Raw genomic sequence first — 15,867 nt, forward strand, 5'->3', positions numbered from 1 at the left:
CGCGCGGTCTGGGCGTTCGCCCGGTCGCTAATCAACCACGTGGGTCGTGGCGACCTGTTTGAGCCAGGCCGCCGACTTCTTAAGGCGGCGCTTGTAGCCGTCCATGAGATCGACCTCGACAAAGCCGTAACGATTCTTAAAGGCATTGGCCCAAGACCAGTTATCGATGACGGCCCAGTAGTGATAGCCCCGGCACTTGGCGCCCTCGGCGATTGCCTTGGCAACCCACTCCAGGTGCTGACGTACAAAGTCGACGCGGTAGTCATCCTGGATGGTTCCTTCGGCGTCACGGTTCTTGTATTCGTCCATGATGCCGATGCCGTTCTCGGAAACGAACCACTCAAGATCGGGGTAGTTCTTAGCGCAGTCCATGCCAAAGTCGTAGAGGCCCTGCGGGTAGATCTCCCAGCCGCGGCTCTCGTTCATAACGGCGTCGGGCCATACGTACTCGTCGGCAAAGTGCGGCAGGCCGTACTGGTCGACCTTGCTCGCCGGCGCCTGAACACGCGTGGGGTGGTAGTAGTTGCAGCCGAGCCAGTCGACAACACCCTGCTTGAGGATCTCTTGGTCGCCGGCGCGGAACGGGAGCTTAACGCCGCCCTCGGCCAGGCTGTCGAGCACGTCGGCAGGAAGCTCGCCCTTGGTGATGAGGTCGAGCCACCAGCGGTTGTTGATGCCGCTGGTCATGCGCACGGCCTCGAGGTCCGCCTCGCTGGGGTTCTCCTTGGTGTAGACCGGGGTAAAGCAGTTGATCATGCCGATCTTGGCATCGGCGCGAATAGCGCCCTCGTCATAGGCGCGACGATAGTTGGCCACGGCCAGCGCGTGCGCCAGCGAGATGTGATACTGCACGGTGCGGGCGCGGTTGAAGTCGTGGAGCTGCGGGAACCACACGCCCTCCTGATAGCGCTGCTCGGGCTCGACGATGGGCTCGTTAAAGGTGAACCAGTACTTAATCTCCTGGCCAAACTCGTGGAAGGCGACGTCGGCGTAATGTGCGTAAGCCTCGACAACCTCACGGCTCTCCCAGCCGCCACGGTTAAAGAGGTAGGTGGGCATGTCAAAGTGGTACAAGTTGACAAACGGCTCCAAGCCGGCTTCGCGAGAGGCGCGGAACAACTCGTGATACCACGCGGCACCTTCCTCGTTGAGGTTGCCGTCGGCATCGAGCAGACGGCTCCACTGGATGGAAGTGCGATAGGTATCCAGACCCAAGTCCTTCAAAATGCGAAGGTCTTCCTGGTACTTGGCCATAAAGTCATTGCCGGCGTAAGAGCCAACGCGGTTGTAGAACGAACCCAGATCCTGGATGGACCAGGTGTCCCACAGGTTCTCGAGCTTGCCGCCCTGGTTCCACTGACCCTCAGTCTGCGGGCCGGACATAGCAGCGCCAAAGAAGAAGTCGTTGGGCAGCTGATACTGTGCCATCAAAGTCCTCGCTTTCGTGTTCTAGAGCTTCCGGTTGGAGACGGGTTTGCTTTGGCAGGTTATCCGGCGCGGGCGCGCACCGGCCATACCGATATCCAACCCGCCAAAACAAAACCGTCCCCAAACGGTCGATCCTGTTGTGCGGAAGGATTCCGTTCGTTGCTTAAACTATAGCGCTCTAATTTTAAAAGTAAAGCGTCTTTTTCTTTTTTCTTTCTCGAACTTCTTAGATAAAAGTAATATGGATGCCCTGTTGAGGGTTATACTTACTTTTTGTATTCATATATGTCGGAAAGGAGGTTCCATGATTCCCAAATACGAGGCGATAGCTGCAGATATTCGTCGAAGTATCGAGGATGGCGCTCTTAAACCGGGCGACAAGCTTCCCACCGTCGTTGAGTTCTGTGAGCTCTATAGCGTTTCCAAAATCACCGTCAAACGAGCTATCGAGCAAATCACCGAGGAAGGTCTTATTACCAGCCGGCGCGGATCGGGTACCTACGTTAAGGACACGGCGGGACTTCCCGGCCAGGCGTTTTTCCAGGGCAAAAACGACCGTGCCCAGGGCTTTTCGTATGAGCACCGCGGGGAAAAGGTGACCTCGGTGGTCTACGATTTCTCGATTGTTAATCCACCAGCGGACATCGCAGCCCAGCTGGGAATTGCCGAGGATGACTTTGCCTATCACGTCGTGCGCGTGCGTCAGGCCGATGGGAAGCCCATCGTTATCGAGTACACCTACATGCCCCTCGAGCTGATTCCAGGCCTTAAAAAGAAGGACCTGTACGGATCGGTCTACCATTTCATCCGCGAGCAATGCGGGCTGAAAATTTCGAGCTTCCACCGTACCATTCGCGCCGTGGCAGCAACCGAGGAAGAAGCCAATCGCCTGGACACCAAACCTGGCTCTCCCCTGCTCGAGCTCACCCAGATTGGCTTTTTGGACAGCGGCGCCGCCTTTGAGTATTCGGTCTCGCGCAACGTTGGCGACCGCTTTGAGTTGCACAACGTAACGTTGGCATAGGTTTTTGTAGTCATCCGGGCGCTCGCTTTGAGCTGTTTTGTGCAGCGCCCGCACAACACAATGGGGGTATAAACATGTCCGATTTGATTAAGCTGACGCCGATCTTTCACGAGAAGATCTGGGGCGGCCGCCAGCTCGAAACCGTATTTGGTTACGACATTCCCGATGGTCCCATCGGTGAGTGCTGGGCCATCTCGGCCCACCCCAACGGCGACTGCCAGATCGCTGAGGGCCCGTACGCCGGCCACACGCTGTCGTGGCTGTGGGCCGAGCACCGCGAGCTCTTTGGCAACTGTGAAGGCAAGGAGTTCCCGCTGCTCATCAAGATTCTGGACGCCAAGGACGACCTTTCGATCCAGATTCACCCCAACGACGAGTACGCCGCCAAGCACGAGAACGGCAGCTTGGGCAAAACCGAGTGCTGGTATGTGCTGGACTGCGAGCCCGGTGCCACGATCATTGTCGGCCAGCGCGCCAAGGACCGCGTCGAGGCCGCACAGATGATCGAGGAAGGCCGTTGGGACGACATGCTCAACGTGCTGCCGATCCACAAGGGCGACTTTTTCCAGATTGATTCCGGTACCGTGCATGCCATCAAGACCGGCACGCTCATTTTGGAGACGCAGCAGTCGAGCGACGTGACGTATCGTCTGTACGACTACGACCGCCCCGGCACCGACGGCAAGCTGCGCCCACTGCACATTGAGCAGAGCCTCGACTGCATCGACTTTGATGCTCAGGCTCCGACCGACGGCACGGTGACCGCGCCCGAGGTGGACGGCGTGACCGAGCTCGAGTCCAACCCCTGCTACACCGTCGATCGCGTGCGTGTCGACGGCAGCAAGACCCTCGACCAGCGCTGGCCCTTCATGTGCCTGTCGGTCATCGACGGCGAAGGCACCGTCTGCGGCGACCCCGTCCACAAGGGAAGCCACCTGCTGGCACCCAGCACCGTCAGCTCCATCGACCTCGAAGGCAAAATGGAACTGATCATCAGCCACCTGTAGGTCGCACCAACAACCCAAACGCAACAAGGGGCTCTCCCGTCCATGTGCGGGAGAGCCCCTTGCCATATCTATTTATCAGCCCACCCGGCTCTCCAGATCAAAAAGCGAACGAGCAGAGCGACGTTCGCAAGCACCGTTACCCAAGGACCTGGGCGGGCGTATAGGGCAACATCGATCGCGAGTTCCGCACGCAAAGGAGAGCACTTAATGTGCTCTCCGTCTTGCGCAGGACTGCCCGAGCAGGCGATGTTGCCCTATACGCCCGCCCAGGTCCGCCAGGATCACGACAGCTTGACGATCGGCGCAAAGCCCTTCATCAGCTTTTTGGTCTGGCCGGTCTTTTCGAACTGGACCTCGATCATGTCTCCGGCGACCGAGATCACGGTACCCGTGCCAAAGGTCTTGTGGCTCACGGTATCGCCCGCGGCAAAGTCCTGCGATGCGCTGGCGCGATCGACCTTGCGCTCCACCGTCGGAGACACCTTGGACGACGGCTTTTTGGCTCGCGGCGCACCCGAACCAAAGGTCGAGGCAACACGGCCGGCGTCGGGCGAGACCCCACGATGGCGCTCGGTCCCGTAGCTGCTGCCGCCAAAGAAATCGTCAAAGCTCGATCCGCCGCGCGAACCGGAACCGCCGGTCGAGCGCGTATGCGAACCGAACACCTTGCCGCCATACATATCCGAACCCATGCCCGAGCCAAAGGTGCCGTGACGGTCGCCGCGCTTCTCCCAGCCCGTGCCCTCAAAACCGGCAGAACCGATACCGCTAAACTCGATATCCTCAAACGGAATCTCATTGAGGAAGCGCGAGCGCGGGTTGGCAGAGGTCGAGCCGTAGGTGCGACGCGTGGCCGCATAGGTCAGGAATAGGCGCTTACGGGCACGCGTGATGGCGACGTAGGCCAGGCGACGCTCTTCCTCGAGCTTGCCCGGGTCATCGCTGCCGCCAGAGTCGTGCACGTGCGGGAAGATGCCCTCCTCCATGCCGGCCACGAACACCGCCGGGAACTCCAGGCCCTTGGCGGAGTGGATGGTCATCATGGTAATGGCATGCGTCTCGCCGGCCAGGGAATCCAAGTCGGAGCGCAGGGCCAGCCACTCCATGAGTGCCGGCAGCGCCTTACAGGTGAGCGGACCGTAGGTGCGCTCAATCTCGTCGGCATGCACGGCACCCGCCGGCATCTCCGTCGGCGCGGCATACGCGTTGCCCGCGATGGCGGCGGCCAGGGCGTCCTGCGGCGAGAGCGCCGGGGCGGCTAGGCTATCGAGCGGATTGGAACCTGCGGCATCGCGCGCGCCGACGAGCGCCTCAAACGAGGATGCCGGGGCAGATGGCCCCGGTTCGGGCGCAGGCGCGCTCACCACAACGGGCTCGGACTCAGGCTCGGCAGGCACGTCGGCAACGCCGGCTGCGCGCAGCTCTTCCAAGCTCTCGAGCGTACCCTCGATATCCTCGTGCGTCTCCTCAAATTCGGCGGCGACGCCCAGGAATTCCTGAATGTTCTCGGCGCGGCTCTCGGACTCCATGGTGCCCTCGGCGCGAAACGCCTGCAGCAAGCCCGTCTTATCGACGATCATCTCGACAACGTCCTTGAGCTCGCCGTCCATGCGGCGGCCCTCGCGCACCAGCGACACAAAGCTCGACAGGCCGTTGCGCACCTTGGCACTAAACATGCCCGTCTCGGCGCACGCGATCTCGCAAGCCTGGAAGAACGAGCAACGGTTGTCGCGCGCCAGCTGCTCGATCTTTTGGATCGAGGTGGAGCCGATGCCGCGGCGCGGCGTGTTGATGACGCGCTTGACGCTCATCTCGTCGGCCGGGTTCACGATCATCTTAAGGTAGGCCATGACGTCGCGGATCTCGGCACGGTCGAAGAATCGCGTGCCGCCCACGATCTTGTAGGGCACGCCCGCGCGCAGAAACATATCTTCGAGAATACGCGACTGGGCGTTGGTGCGGTAGAACACGGCGATGTCGTCGTAACTCGTGCCCTTGGCATGCAGCTTTTCGATCTCGCCGGCAATCCAGCGACCCTCGTCGCGCTCATCGCTTGCCTGGAAGGCCTGGATCTTCTCGCCGTCGCCCTCGGCCGTAAACAGGCGCTTGTCCTTGCGCTGCGAGTTGTGACGTACCACGGCGTTGGCGGCGTTCAGGATATGACCCGTAGAGCGGTAGTTCTGCTCCAGCTTGACGGTCTTGCAGTCTTTAAAGTCCTTCTCAAAGTCCAGGATATTGGTGATGTCGGCGCCACGCCAGCTATAAATGGACTGATCGTCGTCGCCCACGACCATGAGGTTTTGGTACTTGGCGGCCAGCAGGTTGGCGATCTCGTACTGGACGTGGTTGGTGTCCTGATACTCGTCGACGCTAATGTAGCGGAAGCGCTCCTGATACTTGTCGAGCACCTCGGGGCGGGTGCGCAGCAGCTCGAGCGTGCGCACGAGCAGGTCGTCGAAGTCCATCGCGTTGGCGGCGCGCAGGCGGCGCTCCAGCTCCAGGTAGACTTGCGCGGCCTTTTTGTCATTGGGGCTGTCGGCGGATTTGAGCATGTCCTCGGGGCCGATCATGGCGTTTTTGGCCGAGCTAATCTTGCTGCGGATCATGTTGATGGGGAACTGCTTTTGCTCGATGCCGAGCGCCTGCATAATGTCGCGCACCATGCGCTTTGAGTCATCGTCATCGTAGATGGTGAACTGACCGGTGTAGCCCAACAGGTCGGCGTCCTCGCGCAGCATGCGCACGCACATGGCATGGAAGGTGCACACCCACATGCCACGGGTGCCGCTGGGAATGAGTGCCGCCAGACGCTCGCGCATCTCTGCCGCGGCCTTGTTGGTAAACGTGATGGCAAGAACCTGCCAAGGTTTAACACCCAGGTCGCCGAGCATATGTGCGATGCGGAAGGTCAAGACGCGGGTCTTGCCCGAGCCGGCGCCGGCGAGCACCAGCAACGGGCCCTCGGTGGACAGGACAGCCTCGCGCTGGGCGGGATTAAGGCTGTCAATGTCGACGAGCGGCTTGGCGGGCTTGGGCGCCGGCGCGGGAGCGTCGTAAATGTCGAGCGGGACGAGCTCGGGCTCCGGCGCAGCAGGAGCGGTGTATGCATCGAGCGGCACGGGTTCCGGCGCGGGCGGCACGGATACCGCGGCGTTCTTTTCCCAGGGCAAGGGCTGGGTCATGGGTGACTCCTCATCTGACGGACGGCGCGCCTGCGGGCGGCGCCATAGTTTGAGCCGTACCAGTATACCGAGCCGCGCGGACACCGACGCAAATCACACCACGACTCCGTGCGCCACCGTCAGGCCCACCCCAGCGGATTAGGCGCAATGGGGTCAGGTTAGTCTGCACCAATCAATTGACAATCACGAAACCGCCGATGTCATGGCAGCAGCAGCGAGCGGTGGCCGGGGCGAACAAATTGGCATGAAAAGGGGCGGCATAGACCTTCTGGTCATGCCGCCCCCTTTGAATGACAAGTTGTCGCCCCGGCCGCCGCGCAGCGTCGACTAAGTTACAGGCCGAGCATCGGCTCCAGGACAAAGAAGTACGCAAGCACCACGATGCCCAGGATGATGCGGTAGACGCCGAAGCACTTGAAGTCGTGACGGCGGACGAAGCCCATAAGCCACTTGATGGCGATAAGCGACACCACAAAGGCGACGACGCAGCCCACGCCCAGGATGGCGATCTCGTTGGTGCCGAAGGTGCCGCCCTTAACGAAGTACTTGACCAGCTTGAGCGCGCTCGCGCCAAACATGACAGGAATGGCCAGGAAGAACGTGAACTTAGACGCCACCGAACGCGTGCAGCCCAGCAGCAGGCCACCGATGATGGTAGAACCGGAGCGCGACGTGCCCGGCACCAGCGAGAGCACCTGGAAGCATCCGATACCAAGCGCGGTCTTCCAGCTCAGATCCTCGAGCGTAGTGATGGAGCCAAAGTCCAGATTATCGTCATCGTCTGCAGCGGCAGTCGCAGCGGGCGCGGCAAAATGCGCACCAGCGGGTCGTCCGCCCGCCACCACGGCACGCGAACCAAACGAACCGGCAAGAGCGGCCTGGTCGCGCTTGTTCGCGCGCCAGTTCTCGATCACGATAAACAGCACGCCGTACACAATGAGCGCCAGCGCCACGACGGGAGCATTATAGAAATGCTCCTCCATCCAGTCGTTAAGCGGCAGACCGATCGCCGCGGCGGGAATGCAACCGAGCACAATCTTGCCCCACAGCACCCAGGTGTCGCGACGGCCCTCCTTGCCCTTGCTGGGAGAAAACGGGTTGAGATCGTAGAAGAACAGGGCGCAGACGGCCAAAATGGCGCCAAGCTGAATCACGACCAGGAACATATTCCAGAACGTCTCGCTCACGTTCATCTTGACGAACTCGTCCACCAAGATCATGTGACCGGTCGACGAAACAGGCAGCCATTCGGTAATGCCCTCGACCAGGCCCATGAAGGCAGATTTTAGAAGCTCGATGATATCCAAAGGGACCCCCTCGTTAGACACCCGCCGATAGTTGTTCTGCGGACGGTTGCGGGCGATGTCCCATTATCAACCGTTGGAGGCGCGCCCGCGCCTACCCTTACCAAAAAACTCGCCCGTTCACAGAATTGCGAGCGGTCAAACCCAAATCCTTGGGTATAACTGCAACAAGATAAAGTGTCCGGCGGCCACGCATCCGCGTCCGCCCGATGCACGAGCCCCACGCCCGTGCGATAGACCAAGGAGGAAACCATGAACGAGGGCTACACCAAGGTATTTGTTTCACTCGACGGTACTGAGCAGCAGGATTTTGTGCTCGCACGCGCCATCAAGGTCGCCGCGAACAACGGCGCCAAGCTGATTATCGGCCACGTTATCGATTCCACGGCACTCGAGAGCGCCGGTTCCTATCCGGTCGATCTGGTCAACGGCCTAGAGGAGGCATTTAAGAACTCCATCGCCAAGCAGCTCGAAGAGGCCAAGGCCAATCCCGACATTCCCGAGGTCGAGGTCATGATTCGCGCCGGCCGCATTCGCGAGACGCTCAAAGACGAGATGCTCGACGTGGTCAAGCCCGACCTGGTGCTCTGCGGCGCTCGTGGCCTGTCCTCGATCAAGTATGCACTCCTGGGTTCAATTTCGACGTTCCTGCTGCGCAACACCGACTGCGACATCTTGGTCGTGAAATAGGTTCCTTCCCGCCGGCGCAAGGCCTGCGGGGTTATCACGCCGACGTCCTCGCCGCTTCGCGGCTGCGGGATGTCGGCTTAGATAACCCCTCCCGGCCTTGCGCCTTCGTCACCGTACTTCAGCGAGTTATCTGATAGAAAAATGGCGTGCCGCCCCGTTTGGGGCGGCACGTTTTGTTTGGGCGGCACGTTTTTGTTATAAGGCGATCCTGCTTAAACGAGCTTGCACTTCTGGAATGATCTTCTCGAACATTACCTCCGCCTCGGGAAAACCCTCTTCTTTGAGACCGCGCGCCGCGTCTCTTAGCGCGTCTGGAACCTCATTGCAGGTATCAGCAATCATTCCGGCGACAATTCCCCCGGGCAAACCCGCCTCAATCATTTGGCTCATCACCGACCCACGCGTTACGTCGTCAATCTTGCGGCTCCCACCAAACGAGACGCCCATCTCACGAACGAGACTGGGGTAAACCGTTGTGGACAGCACGTCATAGAGCGGCGCCAACCTCACCTGCTTCCAACTTTCGTCCCATACGAGCGACCAGTTCTTTAGATGGTTATCACAGTTACCTACGGCATAGTCGAACAGCTGGTTATAGCCGACAAGGAACCTGTCCTCCATTTGATTCGTCGACGCCCTTCGCACCGCATCGACGATAAGCCCCAGGTAATTGACGCCCGTCGGCTCATATTTAAGCTCACGCGAGATGCCCTTGGCCTGACAAACATCTTCCTGGTGCAAACGGTATGGAATTGGCAATCCGTCAACCGAGCGTCCGGTATCAGGCGTTACTCGGTCAAATCGTTTCACGGCGATAATTGGCTCGGCATCCTCAACTCGGATAAGAAAGCACTCTTCGGCCGATAGGTCCATCAGAGAGGCGGCTCTCACGCACATCGCTTCGCACACTGTCTCGCCCGGGAACGTTTTCGACCCTGCCTTGAGAATGTGTGTGGATGGGGCCGCTCCATGAGGCAGGTACCATCCACCACATGGGTCATCACCCGTATGGTAGAGACCGACCTTCGCCTGAGCACCTGCAAGGGAGATTCGACTCTCTAGCGTTAAATCAAAAGCAATCTCCGCCGGTGCGTATGCCAGTCCGCTTAGCTGTTCCGCATCTATCTCTTCATAGCCCATTTCGAGACCGTCGGCCGAAGGCTCTCGCGTCAAAACCAGAGCGCCGACAGGTTCGTCGCGGACCAAATCGAGCACCTTAAAGTAATCTCCGCGTTCCGCTCGCGCCCTTTTCTCAAGGTCCCTGTTGAGCTGCCCCTCCGGAATGATGCCGGAGAAAAAGGAACCCGTTGCGTCCGGACTAAATGTCTCGGCCGACAACGGCAGCGAGATCGAAATCGGCGCCGCATCACCGCTCTCGAGATACTTGGGGCTATAGGTGAATATCGGAAACCCCGCATTTTCCTCCAATATGCCAACCGGCTGGTAAGACCCATTAAACTCACGGTGAACGAACAGCGTGCCATCCATTACTTCCCCCTCACCTTCAGAATAAAATCAACATCCACGATGGAGGCGTAATCGAAAATGACACCAATTTCGACCGTTGTCCGCCCCCGTTCGATATCACCAATCACACGAAGGCTGCGACCCGTCATAGTCGCGACGTCACGTTGAGTCAAGCCGAGTTCACGCCTTCTGAGCCTAAGGGCCTTCCCCATCTCGGCGGGATCGAAAACCGTGCGCTCCGAGAAAGCGACTTCCGACGGTTTGAGCTTGATGCGCCCATCCAGCTTTTTAATCGTTGTCACCGTTCTCATGACGCCTCCAGCTATATTCCTGTCCGTGAACTTAGTATAAAACTGTAGCACTATGTTCATGTACGGGAATATAGTGTTGACTACATTAGCAATGTTCCCGTTCAGGAATATAGCTGCTGAAAAGCCTGATTTCTTCTTACATGGGAAGATCCTGAACGGCTACGCCATACGGGCTGACTACTCAAAGTATTGGAACTTGTTGGTTGAGAAGGCAAACGTGATGACGAAGCCTTCGCCGGGCTCGGATGCCGCGGTGACGTCAATGCCCATCTTGGAGCACAGGCGCGCCACCAGGTAGAGGCCGATGCCCGTTGCGCGCTTGGTGGTGCGGCCGTTGTCGCCGGTAAAGCCCTTCTCGAACACGCGCGGCAGGTCGGCCGCGCTCACGCCGCAGCCGTTATCGGCAACAGTGAGCTCAATGCGCTCACTTGCCAGGCCCTCGTCCAGCAACGCGCCCGAAAACACGATCTTCGCGCCGTCCTCGCGCGCGTATTTAATGCTGTTCTGGATGAGCTGCCCCAAGATAAACTCGAGCCACTTCTCGTCGGTAAAGACCTCGAAGTCGAGGTTCTCGCACACTGGGGCCACGTGCGCCGCGATGAGCTCGCGCGCGTTGGCCTTAATCGCGCCCGTCACCAAGGTCTTGAGATTCCAGCGGCGAATCAGGTAGTCCCGCTCCACGACTTCCGAGCGCGCGTAGTACAGTGCCTGGTCGATATAGCGCTCCACACGAGCCAGCTCACGGCCCAGGTCATCCACACGCGACAGATCGTCTTCGCTGCCGTCCAGGTTTTCCAAAATTAGATGGGCCGCCGCCAGGGGCAGCTTGGCCTCGTGAACCCAGCTTTCGATATAGTCGCGATAGTCATCGGTCTGACGCCGGCCTTCGGCAACCTCGTCGCAGGCAGCTTTGCCCACCCGGCGCAAGACCTCGTACTCGAGCTCGCCCTCGGCATAGGTCGGACATTGCACCATCTCCTGCACCCATGCGGGACTCTCGAGCTCCTCTGCCGCACGCTCCAGCTGGCGCAGAAAACGACGACGGCGCGCGTACTCGATCACGATGCCGAGCATACCAAAGATAAAGGACACGCCGACCGCCACGACCACGATAGAAACGGGTGCGCCGGCGACCGTCAGCACAAAGCAGCTCAGCAGCACACCGCACGTCCACACGGCGACGGGAAGCAGCGCATCTTTAAAGAACTTGCCAAACGACATAGCCGGCCCCTAGACCGAATAGCCTTGGCCGCGATGCGTGGTCAAATACCCCTTGATGCCGATTTTTTCGAGCGTGGTGCGCAGGCGGTTGATGTTGACGGTGAGCGTATTGTCGTCCACGAAGGCGTCGGAGTCCCACAGGTCCTGCATGATGGCCGAGCGCGAAACGATCTTGCCCGCGCGGCTCAGAAGCAGCGAGAGGATACGCAGCTCGTTTTTGGTGAGCTCGGTGCTGGTGCCCGTTTGCGTGTTGGTGACCATGGAGCGGGCGAGGTCGAGCTCCAGCCCCTTGTGGACAAGTGTGCTGCGCTCGCCTGCCGCCGTGGTGCGGCGCAGCAGTGCGTTGATGCGCGCCACGAGCACACGGGCGCTGTAGGGCTTGGGAACAAAGTCGTCCGCGCCGAGCGTCATGGCCATGACCTCGTCAATCTCGGTCGTGCGCGACGTGAGGACGATGATGGGAACCTCGGATTCGCGGCGAACCTCATGGCAGATGTGCTGGCCGTCTTTGACAGGGAGTGTGAGGTCGAGCAGCACCAGGTCGGGAGCGGCGGCGAGAATATCGCGCGAGACGTGCTCGAACGATCCGCAGGCCTCAACCCCAAAACCGGCACGGGCGAGGATGTCGGCGAGCTCGCGACGGATGGGCTCGTCGTCCTCAACGATATAGATCAGCGGCATGGGTTCCGCTCCCCTCTTGGTTGTCTTGCCACCATTATGGCTGCGAAACTGCAGGTGTGCACCGCGCGCGGCGCCAAGGTGACAGAACTGTTCGCGAACGAAAGCGTTTGGTTCGCCCCTCGCTCGCAACGGGAGCGAGGATCAAATGATTATTAAATCCCCGTCCCAGAAAAATCATTTAGCGGCGGGCACGAAGCTTTTCGTAGCCGTCGGCAAAGAAGGCGACCGTGGCGGCATCGGAGTCGGCAGCGTCACCGTCGGTGGCAGGAACCACGCCGTGCTCGTCGCTCACTAGGAACAGCGCGCCCTTAAGCTGCGCGGGAATGTCTACGCGCGTGACCGGGATGCCCTTGGTCTGGGCCAACTGCTCGATGAGCGTCGCCGTGCCACACAGGAACTCGTCCGCCGGCGCCACAAAGGCGAGCTCGCCGTTGTTGACGGCGGCGAGCAGCTCGGGCGCCACGCCGGTCTCGTCGGCCTCGGAGCGGGCCTCGGCGGAGCGGGCGCGCAGCGCCTTGGCCGACGTATCGGCGAGCGGCTCGTACTCCCCCACCGTCATGGCGGCGTTGCCGTTGATGTCGATCACCAGCATGAGCACGCCGTCGCGTGCGGTGTAATCACCCTCGGCAAGCGACCACTCAACGTGCTGTTTGGCCCAGCTGAGCATGTTATGGGTAAGCGGCTCGCCCTGCACCAGGCGCTCGGACAGTGCGCGAATGTGGCGGTTGAGCATGGGCACCTTTTTGTTGGACATGCGCCAACGGCAGACAAGCGCGGGCTTGTCGAGCGTGAACTTCTCGACCGCCTCCTGATTGGCGCAAAAGTCCTCGTACGCACGCTGATCCTCGGCATTGCCAAACAGCTCGGCATCATCAATCTGGGGCATGGTCATACCTTTCGTGTTAGTCATTCCGTCCTCTTATACCAAAAAGACGGCCCTCCAAACGGAGCGACCGTCTTTTGCAGAGATTATTTTGTCCCGAGGCGAAACTTAGTGCCTAAAGTGGCGAGCGCCTGTAAAGACCATAGCAATATTGTGCTCGTTGCAGGCCTGGATGCTCTCGTCGTCGCGCTTGGAGCCGCCGGGCTGGATGATGCAGGTCACACCATGCTCGGCAAGCACGTCGACGTTGTCGCGGAACGGGAAGAACGCGTCGCTTGCGCAGGCAAAGCCGCCCTTCTCCACGCCCTCGCGCTCGCAGAAGTCCTCGGCGCGCTCGCAGGCAAGCAGCGCAGAGTCAACGCGGTTAGGCTGACCCGGGCCCATGCCAATGCCGGCCTTGCCCTTGGAGACCAGGATGGCGTTGGACTTGACGCCCTTGCAGACCTTCCAGGCAAACTCGAGCTCGGCCATCTCGGCGTCAGTGGGCTTGCGGTCGGTGGGAAACGTGAAGGTCGCGGGATCCTCGGTCACGTGGTCGACTTCCTGCACCAGCATGCCGCCGTCGACGGAGCGCAGCTCCACCTGGGCGCCGTGGTCCACGCCGCCGGTAGCCAGCACGCGCAGGTTGGGGCGCTTGGTCATGCGCTCGAGCGCCTCGGCAGTGTAGCTCGGGGCGATGATAACCTCGACGAACTGCTTGTTCTGATCGGCGAAGTGCTCGACCAGCTCATAGGGAACCTCGCGGTTGCAGGCGATGATGCCGCCAAAGGCGCTCTTGGGATCGCAGGCAAACGCGCGGTCGTAGGCGGCCGTGATGTCCTCGGCCGCGGCGGAGCCGCAGGGGTTCTGATGCTTGAGGATCACGCAGGCAGGCTCGTCGAACTCGCGGACCAGGTTCCAAGCGGCGTCGGCATCCAGATAGTTGTTGTAGCTGAGCGGCTTGCCCTGGATCTGCTCGGAGCCCACGAGCGGGAACTGCGAGCTCGCGGTGTTCTCGCAGCCCTCGGCAAAGCGGTAGACCGTAGCCTTCTGCTGAGGATTCTCGCCATAGCGCAGGTCGTCGACCTTCTCCAGCGAGATCTCGAGCTTGGCAGAGGAGTCCGCCACGTCGCTTGCCCGAGCGGCGAGCCAGCGGGAGATGGCCGTGTCGTAGGCAGCGGTGGTCTGGTAGACCTTCACCTGCAGGCGACGACGGGTGGAAAGCGTGGTGCAGCCACCGGTCTCGCGCATCTCGGCCAGGACGGCATCATAGTCGGCCGGGTCGGAGATGACGGTAACGCTCGCGGCGTTCTTGGCGGCAGAGCGCAGCATGGAGGGGCCACCGATGTCGATGTGCTCGATGGCATCCGCGAAGGTGACCTCGGGGTTGGCGACGGTCTTCTCGAACTCGTACAGGTTGACGACGACCAGGTCGATCAGCTTAATGCCGTGCTGAGCGGCCTCCTGCATGTGCTGCTCGGAATCGCGGCGGGCCAGCAGCGCGCCGTGAACCTTGGGGTGCAGGGTCTTAACGCGGCCGTCCATCATCTCGGGATAGCCCGTGAACTCCTCGATGGGGGTTACGGGAACGCCCGCGTCCTCAATGGCACGAGCCGTGCCGCCCGTAGAGATGATCTCGACGCCAAAGTCATCGACCAGCGTCCGTGCGAAATCGACGACGCCCGTCTTATCGGTAACCGAGATCAACGCGCGTGCGATCTTCACATCAGATCCCATGCAGTCCTCCTGTCTGGTACGCCGCCGTGCTCTGTGAGTCGGTGATACGTCGATCTGCAGCGCTCGCGCAGCGGCATTGAAAATACTGATTCAATGTAGCGCATCGAGCGCATCGATGCACCCCGCAACGGGCGCATGTGCAGAAAAAGTTTGTGAGCGGAGGGGATGGGCACGGCACTGGGCACGGTGAGTTCATGGAACACAGGGGCACCATAATTTGATGCCAATGGCGTGGTAGAACTGTGCTCGATATGCATCCGCAAAAGAAAGAGGCACCATGGTCTCGCGGGTTCTCTACCGACCGTTTGATACCGAAGACTTCGACGCCATCGCGCTGATTCTGCAACAGCTTTGGCATAACAATTCGGATAACGATGAGTACAACCGCCTTGAGGCCGCGTGCGACCTCGCCTATTGCCTTTCGTCATCGACGTTTTCGCAGGTTGCGGTGATTGACGGCGAGGCGCGCGGCATTGCACTTGCACGCGCAGGACAGAACTCCGGCGTCACTATCAACGAGCATTGGATGGATACCGAACGCGCGTTGCTGTCGCAGATGCGTGAGCTGGAGCCTGATGCCTGCGCCGAATATCTCTCGTTTGTGCGCGCAACCATCCGAACCAACAACCGCCTGCTCGAGAGCAGCCCGTTGCCGCACGACAACGAGGTCACGCTGCTTGCCGTGGATCGCGATGTCCATGGCCTGGGCGTTGGCACGGTTCTGCTCGATGCCGCGGTCTCGCACCTGTCCTCGCTTGGAGCGACGAGGGCGCACCTGTACACCGACTCCAACTGCTCGTGGAAGTTCTACGAGCTGCACGGCTTTAAGCGCACGGCCACGCACCGCGCCAACCGCGAAGAGCGCCGTCACGACATGCCGCGCGAAAGCTTCCTCTACGAACTCGACCTAACAGCCTAGGCCCAGCAGCCATACCTAGTCATTTAGGAACGTC

General features: G+C 60.4%; 13 protein-coding genes. 4 read left to right on the plus strand and 9 right to left on the minus strand.

The window, feature by feature from the left end; genetic code table 11:
* Positions 1-27: 27 nt before the first annotated feature.
* Complete coding sequence (locus tag V2391_RS05050) at positions 28-1,428, minus strand: glycoside hydrolase family 1 protein (protein WP_329738452.1); 1,401 nt, start codon at positions 1,426-1,428, stop codon at positions 28-30.
* A gap of 304 nt (positions 1,429-1,732) precedes the next feature.
* Here V2391_RS05050 and V2391_RS05055 point away from each other — a divergent pair, with 304 nt between their 5' ends.
* Complete coding sequence (locus V2391_RS05055; RefSeq protein WP_158554581.1) at positions 1,733-2,452, plus strand: GntR family transcriptional regulator; 720 nt, start codon at positions 1,733-1,735, stop codon at positions 2,450-2,452.
* 74 nt (positions 2,453-2,526) lie between these two features.
* Positions 2,527-3,459, plus strand: coding sequence for a mannose-6-phosphate isomerase, class I (gene manA / locus V2391_RS05060; protein WP_329738453.1), 933 nt, complete (start codon positions 2,527-2,529; stop codon positions 3,457-3,459).
* 281 nt (positions 3,460-3,740) lie between these two features.
* Here the strand turns inward: manA and V2391_RS05065 are convergent, their stop codons facing one another.
* Complete coding sequence (locus tag V2391_RS05065; protein ID WP_329738454.1) at positions 3,741-6,641, minus strand: ATP-dependent helicase; 2,901 nt, start codon at positions 6,639-6,641, stop codon at positions 3,741-3,743.
* Between the two features lie 332 nt (positions 6,642-6,973).
* On the minus strand, positions 6,974-7,948 hold the full coding sequence (locus V2391_RS05070; RefSeq protein ID WP_329738455.1) for an undecaprenyl-diphosphate phosphatase: 975 nt from the start codon (positions 7,946-7,948) through the stop codon (positions 6,974-6,976).
* A gap of 249 nt (positions 7,949-8,197) precedes the next feature.
* Between V2391_RS05070 and V2391_RS05075 the strand changes: the two genes are divergently transcribed.
* Positions 8,198-8,635, plus strand: coding sequence for a universal stress protein (locus V2391_RS05075; RefSeq protein WP_006235921.1), 438 nt, complete (start codon positions 8,198-8,200; stop codon positions 8,633-8,635).
* A gap of 195 nt (positions 8,636-8,830) precedes the next feature.
* Here V2391_RS05075 and V2391_RS05080 read toward each other — a convergent pair whose 3' ends face one another.
* The 6 genes from V2391_RS05080 to purH form a co-directional block, all read right to left on the minus strand.
* A complete protein-coding gene (locus tag V2391_RS05080; protein WP_329738456.1) occupies positions 8,831-10,123 on the minus strand; it encodes a HipA domain-containing protein in 1,293 nt (430 codons plus the stop codon).
* On the minus strand, positions 10,123-10,413 hold the full coding sequence (locus V2391_RS05085) for a helix-turn-helix transcriptional regulator (RefSeq protein ID WP_329738457.1): 291 nt from the start codon (positions 10,411-10,413) through the stop codon (positions 10,123-10,125). The genes V2391_RS05080 and V2391_RS05085 overlap by 1 nt, the downstream gene beginning before the upstream one ends.
* 177 nt (positions 10,414-10,590) lie before the next feature.
* Positions 10,591-11,634, minus strand: coding sequence for a sensor histidine kinase (locus V2391_RS05090; RefSeq protein ID WP_329738458.1), 1,044 nt, complete (start codon positions 11,632-11,634; stop codon positions 10,591-10,593).
* Positions 11,635-11,643: 9 nt separating this feature from the next.
* Complete coding sequence (locus V2391_RS05095; protein WP_329738459.1) at positions 11,644-12,315, minus strand: response regulator transcription factor; 672 nt, start codon at positions 12,313-12,315, stop codon at positions 11,644-11,646.
* A 178-nt stretch (positions 12,316-12,493) separates the two neighbouring features.
* Complete coding sequence (locus V2391_RS05100) at positions 12,494-13,225, minus strand: hypothetical protein (protein WP_271737210.1); 732 nt, start codon at positions 13,223-13,225, stop codon at positions 12,494-12,496.
* Between the two features lie 81 nt (positions 13,226-13,306).
* Positions 13,307-14,914: a bifunctional phosphoribosylaminoimidazolecarboxamide formyltransferase/IMP cyclohydrolase gene (gene purH / locus V2391_RS05105; protein WP_329738460.1), complete on the minus strand. Its 1,608-nt coding sequence runs from the start codon at positions 14,912-14,914 to the stop codon at positions 13,307-13,309.
* Between the two features lie 277 nt (positions 14,915-15,191).
* On the opposite strand from purH, the gene V2391_RS05110 reads away from it, so the two are divergent.
* Positions 15,192-15,833 (plus strand): GNAT family N-acetyltransferase, encoded by a 642-nt coding sequence (locus tag V2391_RS05110; protein WP_148332653.1) that lies wholly within the window; start codon positions 15,192-15,194, stop codon positions 15,831-15,833.
* The last annotated feature ends 34 nt before the right edge of the window (positions 15,834-15,867 follow it).

It is taken from the genome of Collinsella sp. CM84Y_54 (genome assembly GCF_036317945.1).
Classification (GTDB): Bacteria; Actinomycetota; Coriobacteriia; order Coriobacteriales; family Coriobacteriaceae; genus Collinsella.

Excerpts from the sequence above, each read along its gene's own strand:
- V2391_RS05095 (WP_329738459.1), bottom strand. The coding sequence starts at position 12,315 with ATGCCGCTGATCTATATCGTTGAGGACGACGAGCCCATCCGTCGCGAG.
- V2391_RS05050 (WP_329738452.1), bottom strand. The coding sequence starts at position 1,428 with ATGGCACAGTATCAGCTGCCCAACGACTTCTTCTTTGGCGCTGCTATG.
- V2391_RS05100 (WP_271737210.1), bottom strand. The coding sequence starts at position 13,225 with ATGACTAACACGAAAGGTATGACCATGCCCCAGATTGATGATGCCGAG.
- V2391_RS05075 (WP_006235921.1), top strand. The coding sequence starts at position 8,198 with ATGAACGAGGGCTACACCAAGGTATTTGTTTCACTCGACGGTACTGAG.
- V2391_RS05065 (WP_329738454.1), bottom strand. The coding sequence starts at position 6,641 with ATGACCCAGCCCTTGCCCTGGGAAAAGAACGCCGCGGTATCCGTGCCG.
- V2391_RS05090 (WP_329738458.1), bottom strand. The coding sequence starts at position 11,634 with ATGTCGTTTGGCAAGTTCTTTAAAGATGCGCTGCTTCCCGTCGCCGTG.
- manA (WP_329738453.1), top strand. The coding sequence starts at position 2,527 with ATGTCCGATTTGATTAAGCTGACGCCGATCTTTCACGAGAAGATCTGG.
- V2391_RS05055 (WP_158554581.1), top strand. The coding sequence starts at position 1,733 with ATGATTCCCAAATACGAGGCGATAGCTGCAGATATTCGTCGAAGTATC.
- V2391_RS05110 (WP_148332653.1), top strand. The coding sequence starts at position 15,192 with ATGGTCTCGCGGGTTCTCTACCGACCGTTTGATACCGAAGACTTCGAC.
- V2391_RS05085 (WP_329738457.1), bottom strand. The coding sequence starts at position 10,413 with ATGAGAACGGTGACAACGATTAAAAAGCTGGATGGGCGCATCAAGCTC.
- purH (WP_329738460.1), bottom strand. The coding sequence starts at position 14,914 with ATGGGATCTGATGTGAAGATCGCACGCGCGTTGATCTCGGTTACCGAT.
- V2391_RS05080 (WP_329738456.1), bottom strand. The coding sequence starts at position 10,123 with ATGGATGGCACGCTGTTCGTTCACCGTGAGTTTAATGGGTCTTACCAG.